Genomic DNA, 24501 nt, shown 5'->3' with positions numbered 1-24501 from the left:
TTCACTGATCACTCTCCCGCACAATGGACGGCCGCTTGTGCGAACACGCTCTTCATGTTGTAACCGGATTTGAAACTGCTGGTAATTTCGGCGATCTTGCTGCGGTCCGCACTGTCCACCGGTGCACGCAGACAGACCGCCTGAAATGCCTTGGTGACCTGGCACTCGGCAAACGCGTCGCTGTTGGCCAGCTCCTCGCCCATCGACTTGGCGCCGAAACCGGTACCCGGCAGGCTGCTGTCCCAGCCCAGGCTGGCATTTGGCCCCTCCCGCCAGTAGTTATCCCAGCGATCGTCCGGTGTGGCATAACCATCTTTGAATACTGAGCTGTTGATCAGAAACTTAGGCTGAACGCTGCCCGGGGTATAGGCCAGAGCGCCGGTCTCCGGATCATCGGTATATTCAAAGTTGTAGTAGGCGTAGGCCTGTCCGAGGGGTTCCATACCGGCGTGGCAGCCGACACAGTTGTTAAAATAGACGCGGCTGTCACCACCTGGACTGCGCGATGCGTCCTGGCGTACACGGTCACTGGGGCGAGTTGGATCCTTGATCAGCTCCAGGTCCTTGCACAGATGGTTGAGCATGGTGAAGCGGAACATGCCCCGGTTGGTGCCATCGATGAAAAAGGCTCGCGCCGAGGCGCGGGTAGTGATCACCCCAGCGGTGCCTTCAGGCGGCAGACCGGTGACACTCGATTGGGTGTTTTGCTGTAACACCTGTTTCAGATCGAGGCCCTGGTTTTCCATCGTCTCATAGTGATCGTTGTTACTGTTGGAGTAGGCTGGGGAGTTGCTGCCTGTGTAGATGATGTCCGCAGAGAGCAGCTGATTGAACGGTACCTCGTCGCGTACCATGCCGATCACGGTCGCCGTGTAGTCATTCAGGGGAGCAAAAGGGGTCTGGTCCTCATTGGTCCAGGGGGTCGCCCAGTTTTTCAGGGTAACGTTATAAAAACCCGGGTGTTCAATCGCCAACATGGCGGCGGCGAGCGGATCGTTGTTGTTTTCGATCTCGTCGACCATTTGTGCCAGGGTATCGGCACTCGGGGGAACCCCGGCGATGCGATCATGCATACGCTTTGCCTGTTCCCTGGGGCCGGAGACTGCCGGCATCATCGTGCTTAGCGTCAGAATCAACGCAACCACCTTTACCGATGTTGTTGTAAAGTTTTTTCGAGCCGCAGATGGGTGTGTTTCCGACATATTGACTTGCCCCTAAATCCCTATTCTCTACACCGACGGCTGAATGCTCGGTCGGCTGAATGCAACGCTTTCCCTTCCTTCTATATCAGGGGCTGTTTTTGTCAATCCTAAGTCGCGGATTCGTGAACACTGTTTCTCCAGGTTGTGAACTTGAGCACTGATTGGGGTTTTCGATGAGGTAGACTCTCAAGTCCATGATTTTATTAGTCGATAGCAGAATTCAACTCTATCCAAAAGAGACCTCTGTCCGAGCTGCGACAATCATTTTTTAAGGGAACGGACTGTTTAATGAGACCAGTGAAATCCAAGCGGCTATTGAGTCCTCTGTTAGTGCTCTCAATGGTCATTTTGCTGTTCGGTTGCGGTGGCGGTGACAGTCAGGATCCAGACCCGGTGGTGGTCGACTATCCGGTCGCCTACGTCAAACGGCCGATCACGGAGGAGAGCACAACCGATATCCGGCTCAGTCAGGCCACCGAGACGGGTGGGGATCTCTACCTGAAAGACAATGCCTCTGCCGGGGCGGATGAGATCAATCTGACCGGAAATGTGACCGGCGGTGAAGGGGATGTACGGGATGTTTCGGTCTCATTTGACGGCATGAAACTGCTGTTCTCCCTGAGACTGCCGTTGATTGAGGATGCGGAGCCTGAGGATCAGCCCACCTGGAATGTCTGGGAGTACGATATCCCGGCGGCACAACTGAGACGGGTGATTGTCTCCGATATCACGGCAGAGGATGGGCACGACCGTTTTCCCCACTACCTGCCCGACGGACGCATCGTCTTCTCCTCGACCCGTCAGCGGCAGGCCAAGGCGCGTCTGCTGGATGAGGGCAAGCCACAATATCTGGCGATGGAACGGGCGGTGAATGAGCCGGCGATGGTGCTGCATGTGATGAATGCTGACGGTACCGACATCAACCAGATCTCATTCAACCGCAGTCATGACTTCTCACCCACGGTGATCTCCAGCGGCAAGATCGTATTCAGTCGTTGGGACAATGCGGACGGCAACAATGCGATTCACCTCTATCGCATCAACCCGGATGGTACCGAGCTGGAACTGCTGTATGGTCTGAACAGTCACGACACCGGTACCGACGGCAGCACCATTCAGTTCATGCGTCCCCAGGAGATGCCGGATGGCCGGATCCTTACGCTGATCCAACCTTTCGACGGAACCCAGGAGGGTGGGGCGCTGATCTTCATCGATGCCGAGACCTATATCGATAACGAACAGCCAACCTGGGACAACCAGGGGATGACCGGGCCTGCCCAGAGCAATGCCACAAACCACGAAATTCCCACCGATGGTACGATCACCATGGGCGGACAGCTACGCAGTGCCCACCCCTTGTTCGACAACACCGACCGGTTGCTGATCAGCTGGAGCCCCTGCCGTGTGATCGAGGATGAACGCATCGTTCCCTGCAACGATGAACGATTGGCCGATCCGGCCGTTGAGCAGGCGCCTCCCCTCTACAGCCTGTTCATCTACGATCCGTCGAAACAGACCCAACTGCCGATCGTGAAACCTCAGGAAGGGGTTATCTACAGCGACGTGGTTGTGGCGGTTGAGCGTTCCGAGCCGCTGATCATCCATGACAAGACAGCCGGTATCGATCTGGATCCGACTCTGGTATCTGAGAAGGCGGGTCTATTACGTATCCGCAGTGTTTATGACCTGGATGGTGTGGATAGCGCAGAGCCGGATATCGCTACCCTGTCCGACCCCACGCTGACCAGTGCCGACAATCGGCCGGCCCGCTTTCTGCGCCTGATCAAGCAGGTTACCCTGCCAGACGACGATGTGCTTGAGTTCTCCAACTCCGCCTTCGGCGCCACGGCTCAGTTCGGCATGCGTGAAGTGCTGGGCTATGCACCGATCGATCCCGATGGGTCGGTACAGGTCAAAGTCCCGGCCAATGTACCGGTCAGCTTCAGCGTACTCGACGCAGACGGTCGGCGTACCGGCGAGGTGCACAGTTTCTGGTTGCAGTTCAGGCCAGGTGAGGTGATCGAATGCGGCGGTTGCCATGCCGGCGACAGTCCACTGGCTCATGGTCGTCTGACGGCGGCGCCACCCAGTGTGAACAGCGGCAGCCTGGAGACCGGACAGCCCTTCCCCAATACCAATCCGGAACTCTGGACCGATGTGGGCGAGACCATGGCTCAGACCCGCAATCGTCTGCAGTGTAGGGCCGGCTCCTGTGATCCGGAGTTGGATCTGGTGTTTGAGGATGTCTGGAGTGATCCTGCGATGCGCCAGCCCGATTCGCCATTCACCTATCGGTACGCCGATCTGGACACTCCGAATCCACTCAATGATGCGCTCTGCACCTCCAGTTGGAATGAGCTGTGCCGTGCCATGATCCATTATGAGCGGCACATCCATCCGCTCTGGTCTCTATCCCGGCTGATACTGGACAATGAAGGGAATACCCTTGAGGATCGTACCTGCAATGTCTGTCACGATACGGACGATGCCGGCGAAACCGTGGTGCCCGATGCCCAGCTCGATCTGAGTGACGGCCCATCTGAAGATGAACCGGAACACTTCAGTGCCTATCGGGAGCTGCTGTTTGCCGATAACATGCAGGAGGTCGTGGATGGCCTGCTGGTGGATATATTGGTGCCTGCGGTGGACGAGAACGGAAATCAGCTGTTTGAAACGGATGAAAACGGGGAGCTGGTTCTTGATGGTGAGGGAAATCCGATCCCTCTGCCCGATGTTCCGGTGCCGGTGCCTGGCGGGGCCTCGATGGTTGCGGGTTCTGCCAACGACAGCCGCTTTACCGAGGTTTTTGAAGTGGGTGGCGCGCATGCGGGCTATCTCACGGATGCGGAACTGAAACTGATCTATGAGTGGCTGGATATCGGTGCGCAGTACTTCAATGATCCATTCCTTGCACCTGCGGATGACTGACGCTTGAGACGGTTTAGTAAAATTCCATTGCGCATCGGCGGGCTGCTGCTCGGGCTATTGCTTTCCTGGCCAATGCTGGCGGAAGAGACACCGATGCGGGTACAGGTCTTTGCCCCTTTTATCGAGATGCATACCGGTCCAGGAGCGGTCTATCCTGTCCACCATGTGGCCGAACGGGATGAGTGGGTGGTGATTCACAAGCGTCGCACCGACTGGTTTCTGGTGGAGACCCGCAGAGGCAAGCAGGGTTGGGTGGCGATCGATGAGATGCGCCAGACCCGCCTGGAGGATGGTACCCCTTTACCGTTGACGGCCTACTCCGAGAAAGATTTTCGTGATCGTACCTGGGAGTTCAGTTTCTACGGCGGTGACATGGAAGGTGCGGCCCTGCTGGGACTCTACGCGGGTTATGCCTTTAACGAGAATCTTTCCACCGAGGTCAGCTTCTCCCAGGCGCTCGGGGACTTCTCCAGTGAGTATCTGTTTGATGTCAATCTGGTGTCCCAGCCCTTTCCGGAGTGGACATTCAGCCCCTTCTTCACCCTTGGCGGTGGTGTGATCCGCACCAACCCAAACGCTACCCTGGTGGAGACTGAGGACCGTACAGACACTACCGCCCATGTGGGTGCCGGATTGAAGGTCTATATGACCAGGCGTTTCTTCCTTCGCGGGGAGTTTCGTCACTATGCCGTATTTACCAGTCGTGATGAGAATGAGGATTTTGACCAGTGGAAAATCGGACTCGGTTTCTTTTTCTGAGTACAGCAGCCCTGCTGGGTCTGTTTAACCTCTCTACCGGCCAGGCGGAGGAGCAGCTGCTTGGCGAAAACCTGCGTGAAGAGTTGCTGGTGGAGCCCGAGATCGCCCGTCGGGAGATCACCGAACCCAATTTCGATGAAGAGGATTTTGAGATCGGAGTGTATGCCGGGCTGATGAACATCGAGGATTTCGGTACCAGCGCCGCCTATGGTTTGCGGCTCGCCTATCATGGTACGGAGTCGATCTTTCTTGAGGCGGCCATTGGCACTTCCGAAGCCAACGAAACCAGTTATGAGCAATTGAGCGGCGATGTTCAGCTGCTCACCGACAGTGAGCGTCGCTTTACCTATTACAATCTCTCCGCCGGTTACAATATTCTACCCGGAGAGGTATTTCTCGGCGGCAAGTATGCCTATAACAGTCAGTTCTATCTGATTGGCGGGATCGGCACGACACGCTTTGCCGGGGATGATGAATTCACTGTGAATGTGGGTGCAGGCTATCGCTTGCTGATTAATGATTGGCTGACCATCCATCTCGATGCCAGGGATCACATGTTCGAATCGGATTTGCTCGGCGAGAGCAAAACCACCCATAACTTCGAACTCACCGGTAGCCTGAGCTTTTTCTTTTGAGGTATAGATAACGTGAAGATGAACTCCTTGCTGTTGAAGCGAATCTTGAAATCCACCCTGCTGCTTGGTCTGCTGACCAGCTTCACGGTTTCACTCGCCGCCACGGGCGACACCACCCCGGCACCGGACTTCACCCTGAAGAGCCGTAGTGGGGAGAACATCAAACTGAGTGAACTGCGGGGCAATGTGGTGATGGTCAATTTCTGGGCCTCCTGGTGCGGTCCATGCCGTCAGGAGATGCCTTTGTTGCAACAGCTCTATGATCGCTACCAGGGGATGGGATTCACCCTGCTTGGGGTCAATGTGGATGAGCAGCCAGCCGCAGCACAGAAGATGCTGAAAGAGATTCCGGTCGACTTCCCGATCCTCTACGACAGCAGCAACCAAGTGAGTAAACAGTATCAGGTGAAAGCGATGCCCAGCACCTTTATGGTGGACCGGGATGGCAACATCCGGCATCTGCATCAAGGTTACAAACCTGGATACGAAGATGACTATCAGCAGCAGATCCGGGCATTGCTGAAAGAGTGAGGCAAGTTGTCATGTTAACCAATCATCGTCTGCTGCCGGTTTTGCTTCTGCTGGCGCTCAGCGGATGCAGTATCGAGCCTTGGGTGCAACCCTATGAACGGGCGCGCCTGGCGGATCCGATCATGAGCTTCGAGCGGGATCCGGTAGCCAACGGATTCCGTCACCATGTCTACCAGACCAGAGAGGCGGCCCGTGGCGCCGAAGGTGGTGGAGGAGGCGGCTGTGGCTGTAATTAAGCCTCGTGCGCTGACACAAAGGATCGCTTCGCTGCTCTCTTCCGGTCGTCTCTGGCTGCTGCTGATGCTGGTGTCTCTGCCCGGATTCAGTCTGTTTGCCACGGTCCTGCCGGAGGATCGGGCCGACGTCATGTACCACCGTTACGATGGAGGCGGTGTCGAGGTGGATGGTCCCTCGATCCTGGTGCGTAAATCGGTGATGGATACGGTTTCATTGAGCGCCAACTACTATGTGGACTCGATCTCCAGTGCCTCTGTGGATGTGGTCTCCACCGCTTCGCCTTACACCGAAGAGCGCACCGAGAGCAGCCTCTCACTGGACTATCTGCACAACAAAACCCTGATGAGTCTGGCGTTGACCAAAAGTGACGAGAGCGACTATCTCTCCGAGACCGGCAGCGTCAGCATCAGCCATGACATGTTCGGCGATCTGACCACTGTCTCCCTGGGCTACTCGGTTGGCAATGACGATATCAGTCGTAATGGGGATGCGGATTTCGGTGATCAGGTGAAACGCCAGAACTACCGGGTAAGCCTGAGTCAGATCTTGACCAAGAACACGATTCTGGGGGTTGGTTGGGAGACCATCACCGATGAGGGTTTTCTCAACAACCCCTATCGCTCCTATCGTTATCTGGATCCCCTGGCCGGGAATGGCTTCAGCTATCTGCCGGAGGTCTATCCACGTACCAGAACCAGCAACGCGCTGGCATTCAGGTTGAAATACTACCTGCCGTATCGGGCGGCTCTGAGCAGTGAGTATCGCTACTTCAACGATACCTGGGGTATTGACGCCAACAATTTCGAGCTGGCCTATACCCACCCATTCAGGGAGAAGTGGATCTTCGATATTCGCTACCGCTACTACACACAGGATGGGGCCGATTTCTACAGTGATCTGTTCTCCCGGCGCGCCCCCCAGACCTACCTGGCGCGGGATAAAGAGTTGAGCAGTTTTCAGAGCCATACCCTGGGGCTGGCGATGAGCTATGAGATCAAACCGGGCTTCCTGCAGTTCGTCGATCGCGGCACACTCAATCTGGCCTATGACTACATCCGCTTCAACTACGACGATTTCCGCGACCTGACCCGGGGTGGGGTAGTCGGCGAAGAGCCCTTCTACTCCTTCTCCGCCAATGTGATCAAGGCTTATGTCTCGATCTGGTACTGATACCTGAATCAATTGGGTGCGGCTCTGCCGCACTTCCAGTCCGGCTTCAGCCACGATCGTTTAAAGGGATTGGCCTACAGTTTGTCAGAGAATAAACCGCAAATGAACGCGAATCACCGTAAAATGTCGCGAATAGCCGTAGGGTGGGGCCCTGCCCCACCATGAGAGGCAAAAGAACCGCAAGTTTTTTCCGGTTTTAACCATTTCGGTGGGGCTGGGCCCCACCCTACGATTGGGGGAGAGGGCTTTTGATACTGATATCAAGGATGATTGTGAGTAAACGGACCGCAATGATTTGATCCAGGTTTAACACTGTTATATTCAGCTTACCGGTCTCTGTCGGTTCAATGTAAACACCTCATCATCTGATTCATCAACTTCCCCGCAAGATGAGAGTAGGATCTGAAAACGGTAATCAAAACCCTGCAACCCCTGATTCTTGCACGCTTCTGTGTCATAATCGGCGGCTGAATTTTTCTGCCCGGTGCAGCCACAACTGAGCTGGGCTGACTTTTTATATCCCCATTGAGAGGTTGATAGCGATGAGTTTCTTTATTTCCGATGCCATGGCGGAAGCGGCACCCGCCGCCGGTCAGGCTGATGCGATTACCGGTTTACTGCCATTGGTGATCTTTGGCGCGGTGCTCTATTTCCTGATGATTCGTCCCCAAATCAAACGTCAAAAAGAGCACAAAAAGCTGGTTGAAAGTCTGTCGAAAGGGGATGAAGTGGTAACCGCTGGCGGCGTAGCCGGAAAGATTTCCGATCTGGGTGAGAACTTTATCCTGGTCGAAATCTCTGAAGGCACTGAGGTCAAGGTCCGCCGCTCGGCTGTGGAGACCGTAATGCCCAAGGGGTCACTGAAAGAGCTCTAGTCCTCCTCAGGCAAGCGGGGGCAGCCTCTGCGGGTTGCCCATTTATTGATGGTTAAACTGAATTAGAAAAACACAATGAACCAATATCCAATTTGGAAGAATCTGATGGTTCTGGTGGTGGTCCTGCTGGGTGCGCTGTATGCGCTGCCCAACCTGTTCGGTCAGGATCCCTCCATGGAGATCTCGGCAACCCGTGATGCGGTGGTGGACCAAACCACCCAGAGTCGGATCGAACAGGCACTGGAGAAGTTGGGCATCAGTGCTAAAGGGATGGAGATGCAGCAGCAGAAACTGCTGGTGCGTTTCAACTCCTCGGAAGATCAGCTGAAAGCGATGGATCACATCGCCGCAGCTCTGGGTGAAGATTATACTGCAGCGCTGACGCTGGCCCCCGATCTGCCCGATTGGCTGATCGGTCTGGGTGCGGAACCCATGTATCTGGGTCTCGACCTGCGGGGAGGCATCCACGTGCTGATCGATGTGGATATGGAGTCCGCCATCACCCAGGCGGCAGAGCGTTACAGCAGCGATATCCGCACCCTGCTGAGGGAAGAGAAGCTGCGCTATGTCCGCATCAGCCGTGAAGATGAACGGGTTGTGGTGAAATTCAATACCGCTGAAAAGCGGGATCAGGCGATCGAACTGATCGGTAACGAATTCCGCAATCTGAATGTCAAGGATGTCGACCAGGAGGAGGCATTCCTGGTGGAGGTCAGCCTCTCCCCGGCTGAGAAGCAGGAAGTTCAGCGATTTGCCCTGCAGCAGAACATCACCACCCTGCGTAATCGTGTCAATGCCCTGGGTATCTCAGAGCCTTCCATCCAGCAGCAGGGGGTACGACGTATCGTTGTCCAGCTCCCCGGTGCCCAGGATCCCGGCAAGGTGAAGGAGATCCTCGGTGCCACCGCCACCCTGGAGTATCGTCTGGCGGATACCGAACACAGTGTCGAGGATGCGGTCAACGGGCGTGTACCGCCAGGCGCCAGCCTCTACTACGAGCGTGATGGCCGGCCGGTATTACTGAAAAAACGGGTGATCGTCACCGGTAACCAGATCGTTGACGCCTCCTCAGGCCTGGACCAGCAGAGCGGCTCACCCGCCGTGTTTGTCAGTCTGGATGGGGTGGGCGCCAAGCGCATGCGGCGCATGACCAATGAAAATGTCGGCCGACCGATGGCGGTGGTGTTCATCGAGAACCGTACCACCACCCGTATGGTCGACGGCAAGGCGGTAAAGGTGAAACGCAAGGTGGAGGAGGTCATCTCCATTGCCACCATTCGTGAGCCCTTTGGCCGCCGCTTCCAGACCACCGGACTCGACACCACGGAAGAGGCCCGGGATCTGGCCCTGTTGCTGCGCGCCGGTGCCCTGGCTGCACCGATCGAAATCGTCGAGGAGCGGACCATCGGACCCAGCCTGGGACAGGACAGTATCGATCAGGGCTTCGCCTCTGTGATGATCGGCCTGGCATTGGTGATGGTCTTCATGGCGGTCTACTACCGGGTCTTCGGACTGGTGGCGGATATGGCCCTGGTGATGAATCTGGTGTTGATCGTGGCCATTCTGTCGCTGTTACAGGCCACGCTGACGCTGCCGGGTATTGCCGGTATCGTGCTCACCGTCGGTATGGCGGTGGATGCCAACGTGCTGATCTTCCAGCGTATCCGTGAGGAGATCGCCAACGGCAATTCACCCCAGGCGAGTATTCAGGCCGGTTATGAGAAGGCGTTTTCAACCATCATCGATGCCAACATCACCACCCTGATCGCGGCGGTGGTGCTATTCAGTTTCGGTACCGGTCCGATCAAAGGCTTCGCCGTAACCCTGGCGATCGGTATTTTAACCTCCATGTTTACCGCCATTATCGGCACCCGTGCCGTGATCAACTGGATCTACGGTCGTAAGCGCGTGCAATCCCTGGCGATTTGAAGAGGCTAAACAGATGCAGATATTGAAAAAAGGCACTTATCTCGATTTGATGGGGAAACGCAAGCTGGCGATCTATTTCTCCTCTGTGCTGCTGCTGATCGCACTGGGTGCGATTATCGCGCGGGGGCTCAACCTGGGCATCGATTTCACCGGTGGTACCCTGGTCGAGGTGAAATACCCTGAAGCGATTGAGCTTGCGGTTGTTCGCGAGGCTTTGAATCAGAATGGTTTCTCGGAAGCGGTGGTGCAGCACTTCGGCACTCCTCAGGAGGTGTTGGTCAGACTGGCTCCCCAGGAAGGGATGGAGAGTGCTGAGCTGAGTGATCGCGCCTTCCGCGCCATGCAGGGCATTACCTCTGACGCTGAACTGCGACGGGTGGAGTTTGTCGGTCCCCAGGTGGGTGAAGAGCTTACCGAGCAGGGTGGCCTGGCCATGCTCTACGCCCTGATCGGCATTCTGATCTACGTCGGTTTGCGGTTTGAGTACCGCTTTGCGGTCGGTTCGGTGATCGCCCTGGTACATGACGTATTGATCACAGTCGGCTTCTTCGCCCTGTTTCATGTGGAGTTCGATCTGCCGGTCCTGGCTGCGGTCCTGGCGGTGATCGGTTACTCACTCAACGACACCATCGTGGTGTTTGACCGCATCCGTGAGAATTTTCGCAAGATGCGTAAAGGTGAGACGGTCGAGATCATCAACACCTCGGTCAATCAGACCCTCTCCAGAACATTGATCACATCCGGTACCACCTTGCTGGTGTTGGTCGCTCTGTTCCTGTTCGGTGGTGAGATCATTCACGGTTTCGCTCTGGCCTTGATCGTGGGTGTGGTGGTCGGTACCTATTCTTCCATCTATGTGGCCAGTAGCTCAGTGATATCCATGGGCGTCAGCCGAGCTGATCTGATGCCGGTGAAAAAGGATGATGAGGTAGTGGATGAGACGCCCTGAGGGGGCGTAACAGGGAGAGTATCCCACAAGCCGATGCAGACAGATCGGTTCTTATTGCTGGTTGAAGTTGATCGCGGGCCCATACATGATGGGCCTGCAATAACCAGTCAGAGGTGTGAATCGCTGTTACTTCAGCTGCGATTTTTTACCGCTTCGAATAGCCTCCGTATTCTCGTCCTGTGAGGTCATTAAGATCTCGGCGGATGATGTTTCCAGGCACTCTTTCCCTAACTGCATTGAGACATCCATCAGTCCACTCATCACATCACGCATGACCAGCTCAAGCGCTCGGTCACTCAGAGTTTTCTTCTTTTTAAGGTCTTCTAGCATCTGCAATTGCCCATCTGGGTGAGAGATTATCTACACTCCAACTAACGGTTATTTGGGGCAATTCTTGAGCGGCAGATAGACTGCTACCTGCAATCTGTGAACCGGGTTCTTACGCCTGGGAATTAAGCGGTGAGTTTGTCATTCAGATGGGGGCGGATGCGTCTCAGCATGGCGTTGTGGACCTTCACATTACCGGCAATCACATTCCCGGTCTCCAGGAAGCGCTCTCCACCACCAATATCGGTGACCAGGCCACCGGCTTCCCTGACCAGTACTGCACCGGCGGCAAAGTCCCATTCACTGAGACCAAGTTCCCAGAAACCATCAGTCCGGCCGGCGGCCAGATAGGCGAAATCGAGGGCGGCTGAGCCGGGACGACGGATGCCGGCGCTGTCTTTGATCAGATCGCGCAGCATACCCATGTAGTTCTCTTCGAATCGGAAGTCCCGATAGGGGAGTCCGGTGCCCAGCAGGGCGCCATCCAGACTCTTGCGTTTGGAGACCCTGATTTTATGATCGTTGAGCAGAGCCCCTTCACCACGACTGGCGGTGAACATCTCTTCGCTGATCGGATCGTAGACCACGCCGAGTTCCAGGCGGCCTTTGACCTTCAGTGCAATGGAGATGGCAAACTGGGGGAAGCCGTGCAAAAAATTGGTGGTGCCGTCGAGGGGATCGATGATCCACTGATAGTCGTCGCCGGCCTGCAGGCCACTCTCTTCAGCGAGAATGCCATGGCTGGGAAACTTCTCCCGCAACACATGGATGATCGCGGCTTCCGCATTGCGGTCCACTTCGGTGACGAAGTCGTTACTACCTTTGTCGGCGATGGTCAGTCGGTCGATCCGATTGAAGTTGCGGGTGATCACCTTACTGGCCTCGCGGGCAGCACGTACAGCTATATTTACCATGGGATTCATGGGCGGCGAGGATACAGCATGTGGCTGGCGGGATAAACACTTTCTTCCGGATCCCAATCGTCCGGCGGTGAAATCTCTCATTTTCAGGGCTTCTGGTCTGCCCTTACTACCCAATGTGGCTCCTGACCCGTCGAAACCCAATTTCTGCTGGCACGCCTTGCGGTCAGCCCCCAAAAAGAGCTGCTGATTGGCAGAGACTCCATGATGGCATAGAGCAGCTACAATCGAATCATCGATTCAGGTACTCTTACCCGGTTATGCTGAACAATATCCGAATCGTGCTGGTCGATACCAGCCACCCGGGCAATATCGGTGCGGTTGCCAGGGCGATGAAAAACATGTGCCTCTCCCAACTCTATCTGGTCAATCCGCTGCAGTTTCCTGATGCGGAAGCCACTTCCCGCGCTTCCGGAGCCGATGACCTGCTGGATCGGGCCAAGGTGGTGGAGACGCTGGATCAGGCACTCGATGGCTGCCGTCTGGCGGTTGGCACCAGTGCCCGGGCCCGAACCGTCAACTGGCCCGTCACATCCCCCAGAGAGTCGGCGCAAAAACTGGTGGCTGAGGCGGCACTGGGGGATGTGGCCTTGGTATTCGGCCGGGAGCGCTCCGGCCTCACCAACAGCGAACTGGATCGCTGTACTTTTCTGGTACACATTCCCACCAACCAGGAGTACAGCTCTCTCAATCTCGGTATGGCGGTTCAGGTGTTGAGCTACGAGGTCTATCTGGCGCACTTGCAGAAAACCCCTGCCGAGGCAGAGCCAGCCAGGGATCTGGCCACCGCGGATATGCTGCGGAGCTTCCATAGTCACCTGGAGCAGGCACTGGATGATATCGGTTTTACCGATACCCGGCAGTCGGAAAAACTGCTCAGACGACTGCGCAGTATGTTTCAACGGGCGCGGCTCGACAAAGACGAGGTCAACATCCTGCGGGGTATTTTCAGTGCGATGCAGGGGCGTAAATCGATGCGCCGCTAAACGGCTCGGTAACCGCACCTTTTCGCTCTTTGGGGTCAAGTTAATATATCTTATAAAAACAAACAGTTAGTTTGTTATCTCATGTCTGGCATGGAACTGGATTGATCAATACCCTAGTATTTTGTGCGGGATTGTGGATAATCTGCTCCCCTCATGCCACCATTATGCTTATGGAACCTCTGTTTCATACCGGATCCGGCCTGTTCTAAAGACAGCCCGATTGCACTTTCTGGACGCATAGAGTGGCCTCACCGTTAACACAACCAGTCGTAGGTAAGCAGTTGCAAGAATCAGGAGAACGTAAAGTTTCACGCTGGAAAGAGGATATCCAGAGTGTTTTCGAGCGTGATCCTGCCGCCCGCAATGCCTTTGAGGTGATCACCACCTACCCGGGTGTGCATGCGGTGATCTTTCATCGCCTCTCACACGGGTTATGGAATATTGGGCTGAAATGGCTGGCGCGGATCATCTCCAATCTTGCCAGATTGCTGACCGGGATTGAGATCCATCCGGGCGCGGTGATCGGCAGACGGTTTTTTATCGATCACGGCATGGGTGTGGTGATTGGTGAGACAGCGGTGATCGGTGACGATTGCACCCTCTATCATGGCGTGACCCTCGGTGGCACCAGTTGGGAGAAGGGCAAACGACACCCGACCCTGCACAACGATGTAGTGGTTGGTGCCGGTGCCAAGGTACTCGGCCCCATTGATGTCGGTGAAGGGGCCAGGATTGGTTCCAATGCGGTGGTGGTGAAAGATGTTCCTGATGGGGCCACGGTTGTGGGTGTCCCCGGTAAGTTGATTACACCGAGCAAGCCTGAGACCAACGGCCACCGGGAAGAGATCGCCAAAAAGATTGGTTTCGATGCCTATGGCGCAACCAAGGATGCCACCGATCCAGTGGCGCATGCCATCAATTGCATGCTGGATCATATCCACGTCATGGACAACAAGATGCAGTCGATGTGCGAGGCGATGAAAAAGCTCGGTATCGATGAGGATGGCACCCGGCTGCCGGATCTGGATTCCTGCGAGATCATCTCCACAGCAGATGAGCTGAAAAAGTTGGATGAGGTCTCCACCGAAGCTGAGAAAACCACCGAATGATCAGGGTGGGATAATCTTGACTAATTTGGTTGGGAATGTATATTAGCGTTTGGAAATATTCATGGAGCTGACGAAGTGAAGCTGACCACAAAAGGCCGTTATGCGGTAACTGCAATGTTGGATCTTTCACTCCACTATGGAGAGGGTCCGATCACCTTGGCGGATATTGCCCAACGGCAGGGTATCTCGCTCTCATATCTGGAGCAGCTGTTTTCACGCTTACGCAAAAAATCCCTGGTTGCCAGTGTTCGCGGGCCCGGTGGCGGATACAGTCTGGGACGCAATGCAAATGAGATCTTCGTTGGCGAAGTCATCTCGGCGGTTGATGAGAATATCGACACCACTCGCTGTAACGGCGCCCACAACTGCCAGAACAATGAACGTTGTCTGACCCACGATCTGTGGTCGGATTTGAGTAATCAGATATACGGCTATCTCAACAAAATAAGCCTTCAGGATTTAATGGACCGTCAGGCGGTTCGTGAAGTTGCCGAGCGACAGGGGCAACCGGAGCAGGAAGCGAATCCGGGCATGGATGTTTCAATGACAGATATGTCCAGTGGTCCTGCCGGGGCCTGATCAGTTCTAGAGTCGGAGTTTGAGATGAAGTTACCCATATACATGGATTATTCGGCAACCACGCCGGTTGATCCCCGTGTTGCGGAATTGATGTGCAGCTATCTGACACCGGATGGTGATTTCGGCAATCCTGCCTCTCGCTCCCACGCCTTTGGCTGGGCTGCAGACGAGGCGGTTGGCAAAGCCCGGCGACAGGTGGCGGATCTGGTCAATGCCGATCCGAAAGAGATCGTCTGGACTTCCGGCGCGACCGAGTCCAACAATCTGGCGATCAAAGGTGTTGCTGAATTCTACGTCAAGAAGGGCCGCCACATCATCACCTGCAAGACCGAACATAAAGCGGTACTTGATACCTGCCGACAGCTTGAGCGTCAGGGTTATGAAATCACCTATCTCGATCCTGAGCCGAACGGCCTGATCGATCTGCAGAAGCTTGAATCGTCCCTGCGGGAAGACACCATTCTGGTCTCCATCATGCACGTCAACAATGAGATCGGTGTGATCCAGAACATCGAAGCGATTGGCGAGATAACCCGTGAGCGCAAGATACTGCTGCATGTGGATGCCGCACAGAGTGCCGGTAAGGTGCCGATCGATCTGCAGAACCTGAAGGTCGATCTGATGTCTTTCTCCGCACATAAAATCTATGGACCCAAAGGCATCGGCGCCCTCTACGTGAGGCGCAAGCCGAGAGTCCGTCTGGAGGCCCAGACCCATGGCGGTGGCCATGAGCGGGGGATGCGTTCCGGTACGTTGGCAACCCATCAGATCGTCGGCATGGGTGAGGCTTTTCGCCTGGCTCAGCAGGAGATGGCGGCTGAGAACGAACGAATTCTCGGCTTGCGGCAACGACTCTGGGACGGTATCAAGGATATGGAAGAGGTCTATTTGAATGGTGACGAGAGCCATCGGGTGGCCGGTAACCTGAACGTCAGTTTTGCGTTTGTCGAGGGGGAATCCCTGATCATGGCGCTTAAGGATCTGGCGGTCTCTTCAGGATCCGCCTGCACCTCAGCCAGCCTGGAGCCAAGTTATGTACTGCGCGCACTGGGGCGTGAGGATGAGCTGGCGCACAGCTCGATCCGCTTTACCCTGGGACGCTTTTCCACTGTGGATGAGGTGGATTACGCGATCAACAAGATCCGTAGCGAAGTGGAGCGACTGCGGGAGCTGTCGCCTTTATGGGAGATGTTCAAGGACGGCATCGACCTGAAATCAATTCAATGGGCTGCGCACTAAGCGCGTCATTACGAGGTTAGATTATGGCTTACAGTGACAAGGTCCTGGATCATTATGAAAATCCACGTAACGTGGGTGCCTTCGATAAAGAAGACACTCAAGTCGGTACCGGTATGGTCGGTGCGCCGGCTTGTGGCGATGTGATGCGTCTGCAGATCAAGGTCAATGACGATGGTGTGATCGAAGATGCCCGGTTCAAAACCTATGGTTGCGGCTCTGCGATCGCATCCAGCAGTCTGCTGACCGAATGGGTCAAGGGCAAAACCCTGGATCAGGCACAGGAGATCAAGAATTCAGAGATTGCCGAAGAGCTGGCGCTGCCGCCGGTCAAGGTTCACTGCTCGGTTTTGGCGGAAGACGCCATCAAGGCCGCGATCAAGGACTATTCGGACAAAAACGAGAAATAATTTCGGCACTGTCCACTGCCGATCTGATAGAGTAGAGACATGGGTATCACGATCACAGAAGCCGCCGCACAGCGTGTACAGAACTTCCTCGTCAATCGGGGTAAGGGAATCGGCATACGTCTGGGTGTCCGCACCTCAGGTTGCTCCGGCATGGCTTACGAAATGGAGTTCGTCGATGAAATACACGATGATGACCAGGTGTTTGAAGACCGGGGTGTGAAGGTCATCATCGATGAGAAAAGCCTGGTCTATCTGGATGGCACCGAGGTGGATTATGCCCGGGAGGGGTTGAACGAAGGCTTCAAGTTCAACAATCCCAACGCCAGTGGCGAATGTGGTTGCGGTGAAAGTTTCACGGTTTAGAACATCATTAACAAAGGATAAGGGACGGCTGCCTTAGGGCAGCCGTTTTTTTCGATATGCTGGATTTTTCGAAAAATTACTTTGATCTTTTTGGACTGCCTGTGGGCTATATTGTGGATGCCTCCTCCCTGGCGGATCGCTATCGCGATCTGCAACGGGTGGTGCATCCGGACCGATATGCCAACGGCACTGAACAGGAGCGACGTCTCTCCGTTCAGGGAGCATCATTGATCAACGAGGCGTTTGAAACCCTCAAGGACCCGGTGGCCCGAGCCGCCTATCTGCTCTCCCTGCATGGTGTGGAGATGGATGCGCAAAACGAGTCGACTCAGGACATGGCCTTTCTGATGCAGCAGATGGAGTTAAGGGAAGAGCTGGAGAGCCTGCGGGAACAGGCCGGGCCTTATGAGACCCTGCTCGACCTGAGTGGCAGAATCAACAAACAAATCACTGATCTGGTGGCACAGATAGCGATGCAGTTTGAAACCCCAAATGATGAGCAGCTGCAGGAGGCTCGAGAGATATTGCGGAAAATGCGCTTTCTACAGAAGCTCCGTTCGGAAACGGAGCGTGTGGAGGCGGAACTTGAAGATCGTTTGAATTGAGTGGAATGAGATAGATGGCACTTCTTCAGATTGCTGAACCCGGTCAGGCCCAGGCCCCCCATCAGCACCGACTCTCTGCGGGGATCGATCTCGGCACCACCAACTCACTGGTTGCCACCGTTCGCAGCGGTAAGGCCGAAACTCTGCCGGATCCGCAGGGGCGTCATCTGTTACCTTCCGTGGTGCGCTATCGGCAATCCGGTATAGAAGTCGGCTATGAAGCCAAACAGTCGGAAGTGGACGATCCGCTCAACACCATCTCCTCGGCAAAACGTCTGATCGGTCGTGGTGTTGATGATATCAAGACCCTGGGCAGCCAGTTGCCCTACGATTTTGTCGGGCAGCAGAGCAGTGTCCCTCGAATCAAAACTGAAGCCGGTGATATCTCCCCGGTGGAGGTCTCAGCCGAAGTGCTCAGACAGCTCTCGGAACGGGCCGAGGGAACGCTGGGCGGTCCGCTGGAAGGGGTGGTGATCACCGTACCCGCCTATTTCGATGAAGCGCAGCGTCAGGCAACCAAGGATGCAGCCAAACTGGCGGGACTGCATGTCTTGCGACTGCTCAATGAACCAACGGCCGCCGCAGTCGCCTATGGTCTCGACAAAGGGGCTGAAGGGGTGCATGCGATCTATGATCTGGGTGGTGGCACCTTCGATATCTCCATACTCAGACTCAATAAAGGTGTCTTCGAGGTTTTGGCCACCGGTGGCGATTCGGCACTGGGTGGCGATGATTTCGATCGCTGTGTGGCTGAATGGATTATGCAGCAGGCCGGTCTTGATGAGAATGTCAGTCCGGGGATGGTGAAACGTCTGATGCAAGCCGCCTGCACGGCCAAAGAGGCCCTTACTCAGACTGAACAGACAGACATCGAAGTCTCAATCGAGGCCGGTGAGAGCTGGCAGGGTAGTTTGAGCCGTGAACAGTTCAACTCCCTGGTCGATCCTCTGTTGACCAAAAGCATGATGGCCTGCCGTCGCACCCTGCGAGATGCCGGGGTGAGTGTCGACGAGGTTCAGGAAGTGGTGATGGTGGGTGGCTCCACCCGGGTACCCCGGGTCCGGGAAAAAGTCGGCGAGCTGTTCAATACCAAACCCCTGGTGGACATCGATCCGGATCGGGTTGTGGCTGTAGGCGCCGCAATCCAGGCGGACATCCTGGTAGGTAACAAACCCGGTGATGAGATGCTGCTGCTGGATGTTATCCCACTCTCGCTCGGGATAGAAACCATGGGTGGTCTGAGTGAGAAACTGATCAGCCGAAATACTACAATACCGGTTGCCCGGGCCCAGGAATTCACCACCTTCAAGGATGGTCAGTCGGCAATAGCGATTCATGTTGTGCAGGGTGAGCGGGAACTGGTTGCGGACTGCCGCTCACTGGCCCGATTCGAACTGCGCGGCATTCCACCGATGGTCGCCGGCGCGGCACGAATCCGAGTAACCTTTGCAGTCGATGCCGATGGCTTGTTGAGTGTCAGTGCGATTGAGCAGAGCAGTGGTGTTCAAGCCAATATCGAGGTGAAGCCCTCATACGGTTTGACCGATCAGGAGATCGAAACCATGCTACGAGACTCCATTGCCCACGCGGATCAAGACAAACAGGCACGTAGCCAGAGAGAGCAACAGGTCGAAGCGGAACGGGTGATCGAAGCGCTGCAGGCCGCGCTGGCCGAGGATGGGGAAAGGTTGCTGGATGCAAAAGAACGTCAGCAGGTGGATGCTGCCCTCGAAACCCTGCGTAATGTGAGCAAGGATGGCGATCAGGAGCAGATCAAGAATCAGATAGCCGAACTCGAAAAAAGCTGTGGCTTCTACGTGGAGAGACGCATGAATCAGAGCATTCAGCAGGCCATGTCGGGACACAGTGTCGATGAGTTCGAACAATAGTTAAACCTAGTTTCCGCAGCTTAAAGGAAGTCGTATGCCTCAAGTCATCTTTCTACCTCACGAAGAGATCTGTCCCGAAGGGGCGGCGATCGATGTGGAACCGGGAACGACCATCTGCGACGCCGCACTGAAGCACGGTATCGAGATCGAGCATGCCTGTGAGAAGTCCTGTGCCTGTACCACCTGCCACGTGATCGTGCGCGAAGGTTTCGACTCTTTGCAGGAGGCGGAAGAGGTGGAAGAGGATATGCTGGATAAGGCTTGGGGACTCGAACCTGAATCGAGACTCAGCTGCCAGGCAACGGTCGGCGATGAAGACCTGGTGATCGAGATACCGAAATACACCATCAATATGGTTTCAGAACATCACTGATTGGGAGATTGTCATGGGCTTGAAATGGGTGGATAGTCTCAACATAGCGATTGAGCTCGACGAAACCTATCCGGATGTGGATCCACGTACGGTCAACTTTGTTGATCTGCGCAATTGGGTAATCAAACTGGATGAATTCGATGATGACCCGCACCACTCCGGTGAGAAAATACTCGAAGCGATCCAGGCCGCATGGATCGAGGAGCGGGAGTAGTCCCGCAAACCTGAAGCACAGGGAAAGGCTGACACAGGAATATTCAATGAAACAGGAGAGCTCTGTAAAACCACCTCTGACCCGTCGTCTGCTCAGCTGGGGGTTCCAGTTGGCTGGCCTCTTGCTGGTGCTGTTTCTGATCCATCTTTGGCAGACCCGTGATCTTGTGGCGGGTGTGGCACCACCCCTGTCGGCGAACAGCCTGGAAGGGCTTCCCGTCGATCTGGAAACGCTCGGCAGTGAACCGGTGGTGGTCCATTTCTGGGCAACCTGGTGTCCGGTATGCAAGCTTGAGGCGCCGGCAATCGACGATCTGGCTGATGATCATAAGGTGGTCACAGTGGCCATGCAGTCGGGACCGGCCGCAGAAGTCAGCGACTATCTCGAAGCCAATGAGCTTGGCTTTACCACCATCAATGACCCTCAGGGAAAACTCTCTTCCAGCTGGCGTGTCCGGGGGCTGCCCACCAGCTATATCATCGATGAAAACCGTCAAGTGCGCTTCGTATCGGTAGGCTATACACCGGAGTTGACTCTGCGGCTGCGACTCTGGCTGCTGGATAACATTCTGTAAGGTCGATATCGATCGATTTTGCCAGCCCCAGCATCGCAGCCGGTCAAAGGCAATGATATGATGAGTGGATAACAGAAAATTGGCCCGGTGACTCAGTTTATCGCTTTCAGCCGCCGTGTTGATGAGTGGGTAGAGACTCGATCTGGATGCCCCGCTGATGCTTGGAACGCCCCGGAGATGTAAGCTATGACGCTTCTAAAAAGATGTGCTTATCTCATTGTTTTGGGAGTGTTGTTTGTCGGTTGTACCACGGCCCCAACCCTCTCCCAGACCGATGTATTTGAAACCTACGCAGAGATTGCGAGCTTTAGAAAGCGCCTGGCCGAGGATGAGACGAACGGACTCTTCAACCTGGCACCCGAAGGGTTTCGCAAGGCAGAGAACAAACTGAATCAGGCCATCTCCCTGGGACGATCCAAGAAAGACGAAGCCGTAGCTGAAACGATCCGTGATGGGCGGGTGATTCTCGACAAGGCGGAAGCCGATGCGATTACCACCAAATCATTGATGCGTGAGGTGCTGGAAGCCCGTCGGTTGGCAATCGCTGCAGAAGCCGACACGATGATGGCGGATCAGTTCAAAGCCCTGGATAAGAAGTTGCGTCTGGCGGCTGAACAGGTGGAGCAGGGTGACCTTGAAGCGGCGAAGAAGTGGCGTCCCGAGATGCTGGAAGGCTATTCGGAAATTGAACTGGAGGCGCTGAAGCAGGATGCCACCGAGAATGCCCGCTATGACATCTCCCAGGCAATCAAAAGTGAAGCGGATGAGTATGCGCCGAAGACCCTGAAACTGGCCCGAGAGGAGCTGGCACTGGCTATCGCGGTGCTTGAGACCAACAGAACCCAGCGCACCAAGGCGAAGAACCATGCGCTGGAAGCGAGTAAGCAGGCACGAAGAAGTATCGAGCTTACCGAACTGATCAAAGAGTTTGATAACAGAGAGTACTCTTCGGAAGATGTTCTGCTTTGGTATCAGAAGCAGTTGGAGCAGATCAACGAATCCACAGATGAACCGCTGCCGTTTGATCTGCCCAATCACGAAGTGGTGAACGTACTGCAGGACAAACTGGCCAACTATGCGGAGTTGCGCAAAACTGAACTGGCAACGCGCATCGATCTGCAGACCCGGCTGGCCGCCGTGGAGCGTCAGAACCAGGAAGCTCAGGCCCGCTTCGATAAGATTCAGGATCTGTTCAGTGCCGAAGAGGCCAACGTCTATCGGCAGGGCCACAACATCCTATTGGAGATGAGAGCCTTCAACTTCCCCAGCGGCGGTACCGATATCCAGGCTGACAATTTCGAACTGCTGGACAAGATCGTAACGGCAATCAAATCCTTTCCCAGTCCCGATGTGGTGGTCTCCGGGCATACCGATTCGGTTGGGGGGGATGAGACTAACCGTAAACTCTCGCAACAACGGGCCGAGACGGTGGCCTCATTTCTTGAGAAGGTCGGTGGCGTGGAGCGAACCCGATTAACGGCAATCGGCTATGGGGAGGCACGCCCGGTGGCCAATAATGAGACTGAGATTGGACGCAAGAGCAATCGCAGAATCGAGGTGCTCATCATTAATGAATGATCAACAATCCTCTGCCCTGAGCAAACCCTACTCGGTAGCAATAACCGGTTCAGGCGGAAGTGGTGCGGTGACTGCTGGCCGTATTCTGCTCGAGGCGGCGGCACATTGTGGTTATCAGGGCTTGATGACCCGTTCCGCAGGTCCTCAGATCCGTGGTGGCGAATCGGCGGCGATGGTCAGGTTCAGTACCACCCCGGTGGAGTGTATGGGGGATGAATACGATCTTCTGGTGGCGCTTGACTGGTTGAATATCGAACGCTTTGCCGATGAGATCCTGCTGTCAAACAAAAGCCTGATACTTTGTGATCCCAAGGCGGGCGAGGTTCCGGCCCTACTGCGCAGCAATGGCGCAGAAATCCGCGAAATACCCTTTAAGACCTTCGCCTCCGGCCTGCCGGATGGGCGCATCAATATGGTGGCGTTGGGTGCGGCGGCGGTGGTCTGTGGTCTGCCCCTCGATGCCATGGAAAACAGTGTCCGCCAGGTACTGCAAAGCAAGTCCCCTGAGGTGATCGAGAGTGCTTTGCGAGCGCTTGAGCTGGGCTACAATCATGACCGGCGTCCACAGATCAAACAACCACCTCCAGGCAAGCAGGAAGACCGTTGGAGTATCACCGGCAACCAGGCCTGCGGCCTCGGCGCCCTGCGTGGCGGCATCAGATTTGTCGCCGCTTATCCGATCACCCCGGCCAGCGAAATCCTTGAATGGTTGGCGCCAAGACTTGAGCAGGTCGGAGGAGCGCTGCTGCAGGCCGAGGATGAGCTTGCCTCGATCAACATGATCATCGGCTCCTCCTTTGGCGGTGTGCCCTCCCTGACGGCTACCTCAGGGCCGGGACTCAGCCTGATGGTGGAGGGATTGGGTTTGGCGCTGGTCAGTGAAACCCCGGTGACGGTGGTCAATGTGATGCGTGGCGGGCCCTCCACCGGTATCCCCACCAAGTCCGAACAGTCTGATCTGAATATCGCAGTCTACGGTCTGCATGGTGATGCCCCGCATCTGGTATTCGCACCGCTCTCCATCCGCGATGCCATCTTCACCACCCAATGGGCGGTGCAACTGGCTGAGCACCTGCAGACGGTTTCGCTGGTGCTCTCCGATCAATCCCTCGGTCAGTCCCAGGCCATCATAAAAGCCTCAGAGGAGGTTGAACTGCCACTGCAAAGGTCGGTGACAAATGATCCTGGTGAAGACTATCGACGCTACCAGATCGTGGCGGAAAACATCTCACCAATGAGCCTGCCGGGAACACCCGACGGTATGTATACCGCTGACGGACTGGAACATAACGACCGGGGAACCCCCTCCAGCATGGCCAGTGATCATCGTGAACAGCTCAATAAACGGCTGCAGAAACTGAAGCAGTTTGATTACGGCGACTACTGGGCTGAGGTATCCGGCGACGGTGATACCTGTCTGATTACCTGGGGTTCCAGTACTGGTGCAGTGAAAGAGGCAGCGGATCATCTGAACCATGCAGGTAGCAAGGTCAGAGTGATCGCACTACGTCTGCTGGCGCCGCTGCAGCGGGATAAGATCCTTCAACTGATCGACGGCACCGCCAAGGTCCTGGTGGTGGAACAGAATCACGGTGGTCAACTGTTTCACTATCTGCAGTCGGAGTCGGTACTTCCGGGGAGAGCCCAATCACTGGCCCAGCCCGGTCCGTTGCCACTACGGCCAGGAAGAATCATCCGCGCCTACCAGGCCCTGGATTGATTATTTCGCCGCTTCCCACAACTCGATTGGATTGCCCTCAGGGTCCCGGAGTCTGGCAAATCGGCCGTTCGGGTAATCGGTTTCGTCCACGCTGACCTCAATGCCATGGCGGCGCAGTTGAGCAACCATGCTGTCCAGATCATCCACCCGAAAGTTGATCATCCACTGTTTTGACGGATCACCAAAATAGTCTGTCTCTTTTTCAAATGGAGCAAACACGGTCGGGCCAGTCTGCTGTATCCAGGGAGATTGGTCGTAGTCGGTCGGAACTTGAGCAACACCCAGGTGCTGTTCATACCAGGATGAGAGTTTTGCGGGATCCTCGGCGCGAAAAAAAAGCCCGCCAATGCCTGTTACCTTTTCCATGCGATATGCCCTTAACCTGTCATACAGAGAATGTTCA

General features: G+C 55.5%; 26 protein-coding genes. 22 read left to right on the top strand and 4 right to left on the bottom strand.

Features of this window, described 5'->3' with window-relative positions; genetic code table 11:
* Positions 1–8 precede the first annotated feature (8 nt).
* A complete protein-coding gene (locus AC4IE8_RS19945; RefSeq protein ID WP_490791826.1) occupies positions 9–1202 on the bottom strand; it encodes a hypothetical protein in 1194 nt (397 codons plus the stop codon).
* A gap of 288 nt (positions 1203–1490) precedes the next feature.
* Here AC4IE8_RS19945 and AC4IE8_RS19940 point away from each other — a divergent pair, with 288 nt between their 5' ends.
* From AC4IE8_RS19940 to secF, 9 genes are all read left to right on the top strand, one after another.
* On the top strand, positions 1491–4130 hold the full coding sequence (locus tag AC4IE8_RS19940) for an HzsA-related protein (protein ID WP_068988362.1): 2640 nt from the start codon (positions 1491–1493) through the stop codon (positions 4128–4130).
* A gap of 3 nt (positions 4131–4133) precedes the next feature.
* Positions 4134–4889 carry a porin family protein gene (locus AC4IE8_RS19935; protein WP_068988364.1) on the top strand — a complete coding sequence of 252 codons (756 nt, stop codon included), beginning with the start codon at positions 4134–4136 and terminating at the stop codon, positions 4887–4889.
* Positions 4859–5524 (top strand): outer membrane beta-barrel domain-containing protein, encoded by a 666-nt coding sequence (locus AC4IE8_RS19930; protein ID WP_068988365.1) that lies wholly within the window; start codon positions 4859–4861, stop codon positions 5522–5524. Before AC4IE8_RS19935 ends, AC4IE8_RS19930 begins: the two co-directional genes overlap by 31 nt.
* A gap of 18 nt (positions 5525–5542) precedes the next feature.
* Positions 5543–6055 (top strand): TlpA family protein disulfide reductase, encoded by a 513-nt coding sequence (locus tag AC4IE8_RS19925; protein ID WP_068988367.1) that lies wholly within the window; start codon positions 5543–5545, stop codon positions 6053–6055.
* Positions 6056–6066: 11 nt separating this feature from the next.
* A complete protein-coding gene (locus AC4IE8_RS19920) occupies positions 6067–6291 on the top strand; it encodes a DUF4266 domain-containing protein (protein WP_068988369.1) in 225 nt (74 codons plus the stop codon).
* Positions 6221–7462: a DUF3570 domain-containing protein gene (locus tag AC4IE8_RS19915; protein WP_490791825.1), complete on the top strand. Its 1242-nt coding sequence runs from the start codon at positions 6221–6223 to the stop codon at positions 7460–7462. The genes AC4IE8_RS19920 and AC4IE8_RS19915 overlap by 71 nt, the downstream gene beginning before the upstream one ends.
* Before the next feature lie 542 nt (positions 7463–8004).
* Positions 8005–8337, top strand: a complete 333-nt coding sequence (gene yajC / locus AC4IE8_RS19910; RefSeq protein ID WP_068988371.1) for a preprotein translocase subunit YajC — start codon at positions 8005–8007, stop codon at positions 8335–8337.
* A 75-nt stretch (positions 8338–8412) separates the two neighbouring features.
* Complete coding sequence (gene secD, locus AC4IE8_RS19905) at positions 8413–10266, top strand: protein translocase subunit SecD (RefSeq protein WP_068988373.1); 1854 nt, start codon at positions 8413–8415, stop codon at positions 10264–10266.
* A gap of 13 nt (positions 10267–10279) precedes the next feature.
* Positions 10280–11215 carry a protein translocase subunit SecF gene (gene secF / locus AC4IE8_RS19900; RefSeq protein ID WP_068988374.1) on the top strand — a complete coding sequence of 312 codons (936 nt, stop codon included), beginning with the start codon at positions 10280–10282 and terminating at the stop codon, positions 11213–11215.
* 126 nt (positions 11216–11341) lie between these two features.
* Here secF and AC4IE8_RS19895 read toward each other — a convergent pair whose 3' ends face one another.
* Together AC4IE8_RS19895 and AC4IE8_RS19890 are read right to left on the bottom strand one after the other, a co-directional pair.
* On the bottom strand, positions 11342–11545 hold the full coding sequence (locus AC4IE8_RS19895; RefSeq protein WP_068988376.1) for a hypothetical protein: 204 nt from the start codon (positions 11543–11545) through the stop codon (positions 11342–11344).
* Between the two features lie 122 nt (positions 11546–11667).
* The gene (locus AC4IE8_RS19890) at positions 11668–12465 is read right to left on the bottom strand and encodes an inositol monophosphatase family protein (protein WP_068988377.1); all 798 of its coding nucleotides are present in this window, start codon (positions 12463–12465) and stop codon (positions 11668–11670) included.
* 257 nt (positions 12466–12722) lie between these two features.
* Between AC4IE8_RS19890 and trmJ the strand changes: the two genes are divergently transcribed.
* The 13 genes from trmJ (at position 12723) to AC4IE8_RS19825 (ending at position 24098) form a co-directional block, all read left to right on the top strand.
* Entirely contained in the window at positions 12723–13448 is a 726-nt protein-coding gene (trmJ, locus tag AC4IE8_RS19885; protein ID WP_068988380.1) for a tRNA (cytosine(32)/uridine(32)-2'-O)-methyltransferase TrmJ, read from the top strand.
* Between the two features lie 281 nt (positions 13449–13729).
* Positions 13730–14557 carry a serine O-acetyltransferase gene (cysE, locus tag AC4IE8_RS19880; protein ID WP_068988383.1) on the top strand — a complete coding sequence of 276 codons (828 nt, stop codon included), beginning with the start codon at positions 13730–13732 and terminating at the stop codon, positions 14555–14557.
* Between the two features lie 75 nt (positions 14558–14632).
* A complete protein-coding gene (iscR, locus tag AC4IE8_RS19875) occupies positions 14633–15136 on the top strand; it encodes a Fe-S cluster assembly transcriptional regulator IscR (RefSeq protein WP_068988385.1) in 504 nt (167 codons plus the stop codon).
* A gap of 24 nt (positions 15137–15160) precedes the next feature.
* Positions 15161–16375: an IscS subfamily cysteine desulfurase gene (locus AC4IE8_RS19870; protein WP_490791824.1), complete on the top strand. Its 1215-nt coding sequence runs from the start codon at positions 15161–15163 to the stop codon at positions 16373–16375.
* Positions 16376–16398: 23 nt separating this feature from the next.
* Positions 16399–16782, top strand: a complete 384-nt coding sequence (gene iscU, locus AC4IE8_RS19865; protein ID WP_068988388.1) for a Fe-S cluster assembly scaffold IscU — start codon at positions 16399–16401, stop codon at positions 16780–16782.
* A 39-nt stretch (positions 16783–16821) separates the two neighbouring features.
* On the top strand, positions 16822–17145 hold the full coding sequence (gene iscA, locus AC4IE8_RS19860) for an iron-sulfur cluster assembly protein IscA (RefSeq protein WP_068988391.1): 324 nt from the start codon (positions 16822–16824) through the stop codon (positions 17143–17145).
* Between the two features lie 56 nt (positions 17146–17201).
* Entirely contained in the window at positions 17202–17750 is a 549-nt protein-coding gene (gene hscB / locus AC4IE8_RS19855) for a co-chaperone HscB (protein ID WP_490791823.1), read from the top strand.
* Between the two features lie 14 nt (positions 17751–17764).
* The gene (gene hscA / locus AC4IE8_RS19850; RefSeq protein ID WP_490791822.1) at positions 17765–19639 is read left to right on the top strand and encodes a Fe-S protein assembly chaperone HscA; all 1875 of its coding nucleotides are present in this window, start codon (positions 17765–17767) and stop codon (positions 19637–19639) included.
* A 34-nt stretch (positions 19640–19673) separates the two neighbouring features.
* On the top strand, positions 19674–20012 hold the full coding sequence (fdx, locus tag AC4IE8_RS19845) for an ISC system 2Fe-2S type ferredoxin (RefSeq protein WP_068988398.1): 339 nt from the start codon (positions 19674–19676) through the stop codon (positions 20010–20012).
* 19 nt (positions 20013–20031) lie between these two features.
* A complete protein-coding gene (iscX, locus tag AC4IE8_RS19840) occupies positions 20032–20226 on the top strand; it encodes a Fe-S cluster assembly protein IscX (protein WP_490791832.1) in 195 nt (64 codons plus the stop codon).
* 46 nt (positions 20227–20272) lie between these two features.
* A complete protein-coding gene (locus tag AC4IE8_RS19835; protein WP_068988401.1) occupies positions 20273–20800 on the top strand; it encodes a protein disulfide oxidoreductase in 528 nt (175 codons plus the stop codon).
* A gap of 186 nt (positions 20801–20986) precedes the next feature.
* Positions 20987–22378, top strand: coding sequence for an OmpA family protein (locus AC4IE8_RS19830; protein WP_490791821.1), 1392 nt, complete (start codon positions 20987–20989; stop codon positions 22376–22378).
* Positions 22371–24098, top strand: a complete 1728-nt coding sequence (locus tag AC4IE8_RS19825) for a 2-oxoacid:acceptor oxidoreductase subunit alpha (RefSeq protein ID WP_068988405.1) — start codon at positions 22371–22373, stop codon at positions 24096–24098. Before AC4IE8_RS19830 ends, AC4IE8_RS19825 begins: the two co-directional genes overlap by 8 nt.
* On the opposite strand, the gene AC4IE8_RS19820 is transcribed toward AC4IE8_RS19825, so the two are convergent.
* Positions 24099–24464 (bottom strand): VOC family protein, encoded by a 366-nt coding sequence (locus AC4IE8_RS19820; protein WP_490791820.1) that lies wholly within the window; start codon positions 24462–24464, stop codon positions 24099–24101.
* Positions 24465–24501 lie beyond the last annotated feature (37 nt).

Source organism: Candidatus Thiodiazotropha sp. AKAK2 (assembly GCF_058244685.1).
Note: the sequence above shows the minus strand (reverse complement) of the source record. Positions and strands in the feature narration are given on the sequence as shown.